The sequence below is a fragment of the Paenibacillus sp. FSL H8-0048 genome, assembly GCF_038002825.1.
Classification (GTDB): Bacteria; Bacillota; Bacilli; order Paenibacillales; family Paenibacillaceae; genus Paenibacillus_AQ.
The window spans coordinates 69,426-79,697 of record NZ_JBBODF010000002.1 but is presented as its reverse complement, the minus strand read 5'-3'; the positions used below and the strand labels follow the sequence as shown (position 1 = coordinate 79,697).

Sequence of the window (10,272 nt, the reverse complement as noted above, 5' to 3'; positions counted from 1 at the left end):
GGGAGAGTTTCAGGCAGCTTGTTAGTTTACAACGTAACAGTGTTATGTTACGATGAGCGCAAGGAGTGGTGATATGGAAGAGGATTTAATCTCCAAAAAGGAACTGCTCGATGAGACAGGAATCTCTTACGGGCAATTGTACCGCTGGAAGCGGAAGCAGCTGATTCCTGAGGAATGGTTCATCCGCAAATCTACCTTTACGGGACAAGAGACCTTTTTTCCGCGGGCGCGTATTTTGGGGCGGGTGCAGCATATTTTACAGAAGAAGGATGATCTCTCCCTGGATGAATTGGCAGATAAGCTGTCAGAGCCGGTATCCCCGTACAGAATAAGGTTAACCTTATCTCAGTTAAAAGAACGTAACATTGTTTCGGTAAGCAGTCTGGAGCGGTTCGGTAGACCGGAGGCTGAGGATTTACCGCTAACCTTCGAGCAGATTCTGAATGTTTTTGCGGCAGATGGGCTACTCGGCAAGGGGGAGCTCAGCTGGGAGGAAGCAGAACGGCTCTATCAGACGCTGGAGAGTCATGCGCCGGGGTACAGGGAGAAGGGCTGGGAGCTGTTTTTTGTGCGGAAGATGGGGGTTAGCTTCTTCATTATGACACTGCCTGGCGCGGCGCTGGCCTTCGATGAGGGGGCACGGCTGGTGAGCAGGCTTCGCTCTGCGGATCTGGCGGAACAATTGAATGGGCGCTTAAGTGAAGGCAACTGACAAGAGCAAGAAACAGGAAACCACAGGAGGCTGGACCATGGAGAAGAATGAACTGCCGGATCTGGTGATGGATGGGGTCAACACGGCTGCCGGAGGCAGATATCACAAGGTTAATATTAACGGCGTCAGTAAAATTAACGGAGCGCTCCAAGCTCATACCTATAGCTGTGACGGAGTGATGAAGCAGAAGGGCGACCTCGCGGCCGATGAGCTGGAGATGAATGGAACCCTCAATCTGAAGGGCAATCTGCAGGTTGGTGAAATGAAGCTGAATGGAGTAGTGAACGGTGAAGGCAGTCTGCGGGGAGAGCGCTGTGTAATGGACGGGATGCTGAAGCTGAAGGGCGATTGTGAGCTGGAGGAGCTGACCGGGGAAGGTGTATTCACGGTGGGGGGCCTGCTCAGTGCGGGCCGGATCGAGTTCGGACTACACGGTCAGTCGGAGGCAGGAGAGATTGGAGTGGAGAGCCTGGTGATCCGCAAAAAAGGCAACACAGCCTGGGGCAGACTGCTCGGCGGAATGATTCCCAAGCTCAAAATCGGGCTGCGGGCCAAACTCATCGAGGGCGATATGCTGGATTTGGAATACACGAGTGCAGATGTAGTGAGGGGCGGTACGGTCATTATCGGGCAGGGCTGCTCGATTAGCCGGGTGGAGTATAGAACGGGACTGACAGTACATCCCGGTGCCCAGGTGGGAAAGGAGGAGAAGCTCGGTGAATGAAGCGGTAGAACGTCATGATCTGAAGATACTTGGGACATCGAGCTCTATCGGCGGAGTTTTTAAGGATGTGAAGGTGACGGGAGAATGTACCTTTGGCGGGGATGTGGATTGCCATAAGCTGGCGCAGACCGGGGAGGTTGCGGTTAAGGGGAATCTTCGGGCGCAGGATATCAAAATCACCGGGGAGTGTGAGGTTAAGGGACGGGTAGACGCAGCCAGCCTGCGCGGGCAAGGAGAGCTTACAGCAGGCGGCGGGCTGCGGATTGAGGATATCAGGCTGACCGGCGGGATTATAGTTACGGGCGATTGTGAAGCAGAGCAGGTGCAGCTTACCGGAATCCTGGAGGTCAGCGGACTGTTGAATGCGGAGAAGCTTGACCTGTCCTTATTCGGCCCCTGTAGAGCCGATACGGTCGGCGGCGGCAGGATCTCAATCAAGCGCAGCCGTTCCGCTGCGTTGCTCAGACCGGGAACGAAGATGAGCTTCGCGGCCCGGCTGATCGAAGGGGACCAGATTGAGCTTCAGCATACGCAGGCGCAGACCGTGCGGGGCGGAAGTGTTGTAATCGGGCCCGGCTGTGAGATTGAGATGGTGGAGTACCGGGAGCTGCTGGAGGTTCATAAGAGCTCAATCGTACGGCACACGGTGAAAATGTAGCGTTAATCCTGCCGGGCGGCTGCGAACCGGAGCACGGTTCGCAGCTTCTCCGGGCGGGCACGCCGGGCATCCGAGATGTAGATCTCGCGGTGCAGGAGAGACTCCCGCAGCAGACCCTGAGCGGTGCAGAATTGCTCCATTCTGGCGAAGCTGTGGGGTTCATCATCATAGGGGCCGATATGCGTCATTTGTACACTGAGGCCGTCTTCGCAGCGGGCGAAGACGGCCTTGTCCAGCAGCGGGTGCGGCTTGCTGCGCTTGACCTGCTCCAGCACTTCTGCGGCAAGCAGAGGGGTCAGGAAATCCGGCTGCCGGATCATTAAGGTGTATACCAGTTCGTTCTTATCAAGAACGGATAAACGGCGCCCGGCTTCGCTGAGATCCCATACCCCTTCCAGCGGGAAGACGGTGTAATCGTAGTAGCCTTCGGGTGCGGGGCCTTTTCTCGGCAGCATCTTAACTGCGTAGGATAAGGAATACAGCACAGCGACCGCTTCTGCGAATGCGCTGCCGTTCGGATTGCCTTCACCCTGCAGGGTGAAGTAAGAGAAGGCGGGTACCTGAATCAGCCCCGGTTCGGCAGGGGGCAGATATAGGGCTTTGTCTTGTTTTCTCCATTCGAATTTCATAGGGGTCACCTCTGTTCATAGGATTGTGCTGCATTCAGCATATCATGTGAACCGGACAGGTGTATGTCAGGTTGGCGGAAGACGAAAATCGGGGGGCTTTTTAGAGGGAGAGAAGGCGGGCAGAGGCTTACCCTAGTATCAAATACCAGAAGTGGAGTTGTTTATACGGCGGATATGCCTGTGAGCAGCTCTTTTTATGTTGTGCAGAAGATGATGTACTGGCTTGCGGGAGCATGGGCCGAATGTCTACGGAAAAGCGAAGACAATTTGCAGCTGCTAGGGTAAGCGGCTGAATGTATGCGAAAAAGTGAACACAATCGCAATGTACTGGTGCAAACACTGGCTTCAGCGCAGATGACTTCCAACGAACTGCGAACTTAGGCCTCGACGGACACTGGATTGCGCGCAAGATTGTTGGGGAAAGGTGCCGAAGGCCGCAAGGAGGGGGCAATCTTGTTGTTACGCCTTTTTATTTTCAGAATAAACAAAATATGGTATTGTATCTATATATTGAAACGCTTCCACGAAGAGCAGTGAGAAAGAGAAGGAACCCGGTATCCATCATTATTCCTATCAAAAGCAAGGAGGATTTCGATGATTAAGGCTGTTGTCGTAGACGATGAGCGTCTGGTGCGCAGGGGTTTCATCTCACTGCTGGATTGGCCGGCCTTCGGGGTGGTGATTACCGGAGAGGCCAGAGACGGGCAGGCGGCGCTGGAGCTGCTGCGCGAGCAGGAGACGGATCTGCTGTTCGTGGATCTCTCGATGCCGGGGATGACCGGATTCGAGCTGATCCGGGAGGTGAGGCTGCGGTATCCCGCAGTACGCTGCGTAGTGCTGACCTGCCATCATGAATTCGATGAGGTGCAGGAGGCGCTGCGGCTGGGAGCGGTGGATTACATTGTAAAAACGCTGCTGGAGCCCGAGAATGCCGATGTGATCATCCGCAGACTGGTGGAGCGGATCAGGTGGGAGGACGGGAACAAAAGCACCCCTGCAAAGGCAGAGCAGAAGGTTATTGCGGAGGACAAGGCGCTGCTCTATGTGCCGCTTACGCCGGAACTGAAGGAAGAGCAGCTGTATGCGCTGTCTCAGGTGAGAAATTCCACACTACATGCTGTGCAGGGGATGTGGCTGTCTCCGCTGCTGTATCCTGTGGATGCAGCGCGGATCGGTGGAGAGGTGGGAGCGGTGCTTGGGACAAGCTGGACAGCAGCGCTGCTGGAGGGGGTGAGCGGTCAGCCGCTGAAGAGAATCGCTGCGGTGCTGGAACAGTCGGCCCGGCAGGCGCTGTTCTATGCTGCGGGCGGCCAGGCGGTCCCGAGGCTGCACTATGGTGACCTGCAGGCGCTGGCCGCGCGGCAACAGCCGGAGACGGGCGTCCCTTCCGCGCTGATACAGGCGCAGAATCTCCGCTGGACGCTGGAGCGCAGAGATTGGGACCTGTTACTCAGCGGGGTTGGGATGCAGCAGCCGGACCCTGCGGCAGTGGCGGACTTTGGCCAGGAGCTGCTGCGGAGCTGGAGCCGGCTGCTGCTTACGGCGGAGGAAGCGCAGCAGCTCGCGCTGGCGGCAGAGTGCAACCGGCACTGGCGGCACTGGCAAGTCTGGCTGCATCAGTTCACCGGGCATGTCCAGCGCCGGATGATTGAGCTGGGCCTGAGCCAAGAGGTGATGCTCTGCCTGATCACCGCTGTGCGTTATATGAGGAGCCATGCCGGCGATAAAATCAACCAGGGCGATGTTGCCGCTGCTGTCCATATGAGCCGCGGCTATTTCAGCCGGTGCTTCGCCCGCTTTGCCGGTGAGACCTTCGGGGAGTGCCTGCGGCGCATGCGCCTGGAGCTGGCGAAGGCACTGCTGCTGGAGACCCCTGTCCCCGTGTGTGAAATTGCCTGCCGGTCCGGCTTCGGCGATGACCGTTATTTCAGCAAGCTGTTCCGGGAGCATGTCGGCAAGCTGCCGAGCGAATACCGCGCAGAAGGGCTGGCGGAGCGTATAGCCGCAGAATGAGAGCCATGCTGCCTGTGCTGCCCGATATGCTGCTGATTTGTCGGATCAACTGTTTTCCAATAATCGTTCAGAATGAAGAAATTAGAGTACGTCTACCCCTTACGATCTGCTACCCGTCACCCGTCATACGGGGCCCTTGGGCATTTCCATTCAATACGCTCAACCCCTGCCCGTTCAGCCGGTCTGAGTTGCGGGTGACCTTGTGGAGCAGATTTGTCAGCGTATCGAGCTCACTCTCGGTGAGATCCATGGACAGCTCGCGGTTGAAATCGTCCAGCAGCGTCTGGAAGACCGGGGCGAATTCGAGCGCCTGGGGAGTTGGATACAGCAGGAAGGAGCGGCGGTCATTCGGGTCCGTCCGGCGTTCGATGTATCCCGAGGCCTCGAGCAGCTTGACGGAGCGGGTGGTTGTCGCTTTATCGCATTTAATCCGGCTGGTCATCTGATCCTGGGTGATCCCCGGATGACTCAGCACCAGCTTTAAGAAGCTATGCTGGCCGCCGCTGCCGATGCCGTAGGGAAGCAGCTCCTTGGCCAGTATTTTTTGGTTCTGGCGGTGAAGATGAGAGATCAGCTTCCCGATGGGTTCTTTATTTGAAGTCACAATGGACACCTCGCTGAGGATTATAACAGCAACCTGTCACGGGAATGCTGTCTGCCTCAGATCTTACCGTAATTTTGTTGCGCACGCAACTAATTTGCAGTACACTGTGAAGGATTAGTTTGTTGCGTGTGCAACTAGATTACTTTGGATACAAGAGGGTGTTAGCGGATGAGCAGCATAGAGGCAACCTATCAGGAGGATGCCGGGATACAGAAGAAGCGCTGGCTGATTCTGATCGTTCTTAATTTGTTTACTTTTATGTCTACACTGGATGGAAGTATTGTGAATATTGCGCTGCCGGTGTTGGTGAAGGAGCTGGGGCTGCCGGTAGCCCAGGTAGAGTGGGTGACAACCGGATATCTGATGGCGATCTGTTCAGTGATTCTGTTCTTCGGGAAGCTGGGTGATATCGCCGGCAAAATCAAGATGTTCAAGCTGGGCATGGTTGTCTTCACCATCGGCTCGCTGCTCTGCGGATTAAGCCACAGCCTGCCGCTGCTCATCGCTTCGCGTGTAGTGCAGGCGGTTGGCGCTTCGATGACCATGGCGAACAGCCAGGGCATTGTTACCGATATTTTCCCGTCAACGGAACGCGGCAAGGCTCTTGGCTTGATCGGAACCTTCGTATCCCTCGGCAGTATAGCGGGGCCCAGTTTGGGCGGAATTATCGTATCGTCGATGGGCTGGGAGTATATTTTCTGGGTGAATGTGCCGATTGGCATTCTGGCGATTGCGCTGGGCTGGAAGGTGCTCCCGAAGGACCTGGTACGCGTCAAGTCAGGGATTGATGTTCCCGGCAGCCTGCTGTTTGCTGTCTTCATTGTTTCTCTGTTCGCCGGACTTCTGCTCGGCCAGCAGCTTGGCTACGGGGATACCCGGATTCTTGCCGCCCTCACCGCTGCAGTTATTACCTTCATCGTCTTCCTGATCGTGGAGCTGCGCAGTGCTCAGCCGTTGCTTCAACTGGGCCTGTTCAAGAATCCCTTGTTCTCACTGAGTATATTCTGTGCCTTTCTGGTGTTCGTCTCGAACTTCTGCTTCAATATCATCGCACCATTCTATGCGCAGAATATGCTGAACATGTCTCCGTATGGTGCAGGCTTCCTGCTTATGCTTTACCCGATCTGCATGGTGATAGTTGCTCCATTAAGCGGGGCGTTATCCGACAAAATCGGTTCGGAGCTGCTCACCTTCGCAGGGCTGATCGTGATGGTGGTTGCCCAGTTCGGGCTGGCCCGGCTGCATGAAGGCAGTCCGGTTATACTGGTCGGCGTCTGGATCGCCATGCTCGGTATCGGCAGCGGGATGTTCGGCTCACCGAACAATTCGCTGATTATGTCCACGGTGCCGCGAACACAGCTAGGCTCGGCAGGAAGCGTGAATTCGCTGGTCCGTAATGTGGGAATGGTCGTCGGCATTACCGTAGCGACCTCGATCCTGTTCAATGTAATGAGCAGCAAGGCCGGTTACCGGGTAACCGGGCTGGTAGAAGGCCGTCCGGAGCTGTTCCTCTTGGGAATGCATGTAGTCTTCCTGACTTCGTCCGGGATCTGCCTGTTGTCGGCGCTTCTGACCGGCTGGCGGCTATTCTCTTCAAGAAGGGCTAAGAGCCTGAGCGCATAGAGTGTATTCAAGAGCAGGGCTGCGGAATTTTGCTGTCCTGCTCTTTTTTGTCAAAAAGAATTTCAATGTTTTGGGGTCCCCGCAAAGTACCTGATTCATCATCGAGTTAAAGCTTCACTTTGTGGGGATGTTGTGTCACAACAGCTGTCCCTATCTTGTCTACAGTTATGAAGAGCAATACAACCATAATGGAGGCGACCCAATTTGAGTCTAAGAATGAACTATCGTGAGGTTAACAGCCCGGCGTTCCGGGCAATGATGGCTCTGGAGCAGCATGCAGGAAGCCGCAGCAAGGATAAAGTGCTGTATGAACTGGTTAAAATACGGGTCTCCCAGATCAACGGCTGTGCGTTCTGTCTGGATATGCATGGCAAGGATCTGATGAAGCTGGGCAACTATGCCGAGCATATTCTGCTGCTGAGTGTGTGGCGCGAAGCGCCGTTGTTCAGTGCGAAGGAACGTGTGCTGCTGGAATTCGCCGAGCAGGTGACGCTGATCAGTGAAGCGGGCGTTCCGCTGGAGCTGTATAATAAGATGCTTACGCACTTTAGCGAAGAGGAACTGGTAGACTGGATTATGGCGGTCAATACGATCAACAGCTGGAACCGGATTGCTATTACGACCGGGATGTTCCCGGGCTGCTTCGGCTAAGGATAAGGGCAGGAATATAAGGAAGGAGAGCTGCGTGAAGTGGACAGGGGTAAAATAACGGCACAGGCTGAGACACCTGCGGCTGAGAATCCGGGTATGGAGGAGCTGTATCAGCATTATAAAAGTTATGCCTTCTCCATCGCGTACCGGATGTTAGGCGTGGTTGCCGATGCGGAGGATGCGGTGCAGGATTTATTCGCCGAGCTGCAGCACCGGGACCGGAGCGGCATTCAGAATATCAAAGCCTATTTGGCCAAAGGTATGACCAACCGCTGCCTCAATATGCTGAACTCGGCACGCAGCCGCAGAGAGACTTATATCGGGGAGTGGCTGCCGGAGCCGGTAAGCGAGGGATACGATGGGCCGGAAGCGGCGGCAGAACGTAAGGATAATCTGTCGTATGCTTTTCTGGTGCTGCTGGAGCGGCTGTCTCCTACGGAGCGTGCGGTATTCGTACTGCGGGAAGCCTTCGAATACGACTATGAAGCCATTGCCGGAATGGTAGGCAAGTCGGGCAGCAACTGCCGGCAGATCTTCAGCCGGGCCAAGCGTATCCTGATGGCAGAGCCGGCTTCCGGCTTACCCTCGCTCCGATATAGAGCAGTCACGGAGAAACTGCTGGTCCGCTTCACTGCCGCGTTCACCTCCTATGATGTGGACGGCATGCTGGAGCTGCTGGGCGAGCATCCGGTGCTGGTTGCCGACGGCGGGGGCCGCGAAGTGCATACAATTCTCCGGCCGATGACCGGCCGTAAGGGAGTTACTGCACTGCTGACCTCGAAGCGGGTTATGCACTATTTGCGGGAGTGGAAGACTTCCTATGGGCCGCTGAACGGTGAGCCGGGTCTGATCTTCACCGATCAGGGAGTTGTGAAGTGCGTGCTCTGCCTGAGTACGGATTCCAGCGGGGAACGGATTCAGAACCTGTATCTTCTGATGGACCCTGCGAAGCTGTCCCATATTACCGTACCGCCGGAGCTGCCGCAGCTCTGATATCCGGCAATAATAAAGACACATTACTCTCCCTATGCGGGAAGGCAACGTGTCTTTATTGGTTGATGTGAAGAACTCCCAGTGAATTTCAGTGATAGTTGTAGAACGTACACTTAAAAGCAGCGAAAATTCACACATGCCACGTTTAAAGGTAGTCTGTACAACTAAATCCGCCTAAAAGTGTGAGTAGCAAGAAAAAACGGCCTTATAGATGTACAATATACAACTAAACTCAGAATGGGTCGAAAATCAGCAGGTTTAGATGTACAGAATGCAATTAAGCCTGCACGCTCACTTAGTTCTTGAAGCTGTGAATTGGTGCGGGAATCCGTCCGCCGCGGTTGACGAAGCCCGCACAACTGAAGGGGTTCACAGCCATGACTGGGGCGTATCCGAGCAAGCCGCCGAATTCGACCATCTCACCGACGTCCTTGCCGATGACCGGAATGACGCGGACCGCCGTAGTCTTGTTGTTGACCATCCCGATGGCAGCTTCATCGGCAATGATGCCAGCGAGGGTCTCCTTGCTGGTGCTGCCGGGAATGGCAATCATGTCAAGGCCTACCGAGCAGACGCAAGTCATGGCTTCGAGCTTCTCCAGCGTCAGCGCCCCGCGCTGGACCGCCTGGATCATGCCGTGGTCTTCACTGACCGGGATGAAGGCGCCGCTTAAGCCGCCGACATAGGAGGAGGCCATGACTCCGCCTTTTTTGACATTATCGTTAAGGATGGCCAGTGCAGCAGTGGTGCCGGGAGCACCGGCTTCCTCCAAGCCCATGACCTGGAAAATCTCTGCGATAGAATCGCCGATCTCAGGTGTAGGGGCCAACGACAGATCGATGATGCCGAAGGGCACATTCAGGCGCTTGGAGGCTTCCTGGGCGACCAGCTGGCCGACCCGGGTAACCTTGAAGGCTGTACGCTTGATCGTCTCGCACAGTGTCTCGAAGTCCTGTCCCTTCACCTCCTCCAGCGCCCGCTTGATCACACCCGGGCCGCTTACGCCCACATTAATCACACACTCCCGTTCGCCCACCCCGTGGAAGGCACCGGCCATGAACGGGTTATCCTCGACTGCGTTGCAGAATACAACCAGCTTGGCACAGCCGATGGAATCGCGGTCCTTGGTGCGCTCCGCCGTCTGGAGAATGATATCGCCCATCAGCTTCACGGCGTCCATGTTGATGCCGCTGCGCGAGGAGCCCACGTTGACGGAGGAGCAGACTCTCTCGGTCACCGCCAGCGCTTCCGGGATACTGTCAATCAGAATCCGGTCGCCCTTGGTACAGCCCTTCTGTACCAGCGCGGAATACCCGCCGATGAAGTTGACGCCAACCTCCTTGGCAGCCTTGTCCAGAATCTGGGCGACAGGCACGTAGGTATCGGTATGTACAGCGCCCGCAGCAATCGAAATCGGCGTTACTGAGATCCGTTTGTTGACAATCGGCACCCCGAATTGGCGCTCGAGATCCTCACCGGTCTTCACGAGCTTCTCGGCAGAGCGGGTGATTTTGTCATATACCTTCTGGTTGAACACCTTCATGTCGGTATGGGCGCAATCCATCAGGCTGATGCCCATCGTAATGGTGCGGACATCCAGGTTCATTTCCCGGATCATTTTATTCGTCTCCTGAACTTCTACAATCGAGATCACTAGCGCTCACT

10 protein-coding genes are annotated in these 10,272 nt (G+C 55.7%); 7 read left to right on the top strand and 3 right to left on the bottom strand.

Annotation, left to right across the window (positions count from 1 at the left end; genetic code table 11):
* Positions 1-73: 73 nt before the first annotated feature.
* Genes NSU18_RS32325 through NSU18_RS32315 form a run of 3 tightly spaced genes read left to right on the top strand, consistent with a single transcriptional unit; the run spans position 74 to position 2,094 of the window.
* Entirely contained in the window at positions 74-712 is a 639-nt protein-coding gene (locus NSU18_RS32325) for a DUF4004 family protein (RefSeq protein ID WP_341151165.1), read from the top strand.
* 37 nt (positions 713-749) lie between these two features.
* Entirely contained in the window at positions 750-1,436 is a 687-nt protein-coding gene (locus NSU18_RS32320) for a hypothetical protein (RefSeq protein ID WP_341151164.1), read from the top strand.
* Positions 1,429-2,094, top strand: a complete 666-nt coding sequence (locus tag NSU18_RS32315; protein ID WP_341023447.1) for a hypothetical protein — start codon at positions 1,429-1,431, stop codon at positions 2,092-2,094. The genes NSU18_RS32320 and NSU18_RS32315 overlap by 8 nt, the downstream gene beginning before the upstream one ends.
* Before the next feature lie 2 nt (positions 2,095-2,096).
* Here the strand turns inward: NSU18_RS32315 and NSU18_RS32310 are convergent, their stop codons facing one another.
* A complete protein-coding gene (locus tag NSU18_RS32310) occupies positions 2,097-2,723 on the bottom strand; it encodes a GyrI-like domain-containing protein (RefSeq protein WP_341023448.1) in 627 nt (208 codons plus the stop codon).
* A 594-nt stretch (positions 2,724-3,317) separates the two neighbouring features.
* On the opposite strand from NSU18_RS32310, the gene NSU18_RS32305 reads away from it, so the two are divergent.
* Positions 3,318-4,736 carry a response regulator transcription factor gene (locus NSU18_RS32305; protein ID WP_341151163.1) on the top strand — a complete coding sequence of 473 codons (1,419 nt, stop codon included), beginning with the start codon at positions 3,318-3,320 and terminating at the stop codon, positions 4,734-4,736.
* A 109-nt stretch (positions 4,737-4,845) separates the two neighbouring features.
* Here the strand turns inward: NSU18_RS32305 and NSU18_RS32300 are convergent, their stop codons facing one another.
* Positions 4,846-5,340 (bottom strand): MarR family winged helix-turn-helix transcriptional regulator, encoded by a 495-nt coding sequence (locus tag NSU18_RS32300; RefSeq protein WP_341023453.1) that lies wholly within the window; start codon positions 5,338-5,340, stop codon positions 4,846-4,848.
* 168 nt (positions 5,341-5,508) lie between these two features.
* Between NSU18_RS32300 and NSU18_RS32295 the strand changes: the two genes are divergently transcribed.
* From NSU18_RS32295 to NSU18_RS32285, 3 genes are all read left to right on the top strand, one after another.
* Entirely contained in the window at positions 5,509-6,963 is a 1,455-nt protein-coding gene (locus NSU18_RS32295; RefSeq protein ID WP_341151162.1) for an MFS transporter, read from the top strand.
* 204 nt (positions 6,964-7,167) lie between these two features.
* Entirely contained in the window at positions 7,168-7,614 is a 447-nt protein-coding gene (locus tag NSU18_RS32290) for a carboxymuconolactone decarboxylase family protein (protein ID WP_341023456.1), read from the top strand.
* Between the two features lie 96 nt (positions 7,615-7,710).
* The gene (locus tag NSU18_RS32285) at positions 7,711-8,607 is read left to right on the top strand and encodes a sigma-70 family RNA polymerase sigma factor (RefSeq protein WP_341151167.1); all 897 of its coding nucleotides are present in this window, start codon (positions 7,711-7,713) and stop codon (positions 8,605-8,607) included.
* Between the two features lie 295 nt (positions 8,608-8,902).
* Here the strand turns inward: NSU18_RS32285 and NSU18_RS32280 are convergent, their stop codons facing one another.
* On the bottom strand, positions 8,903-10,261 hold the full coding sequence (locus NSU18_RS32280) for a PFL family protein (protein WP_036700806.1): 1,359 nt from the start codon (positions 10,259-10,261) through the stop codon (positions 8,903-8,905).
* Positions 10,262-10,272: the final 11 nt, after the last annotated feature.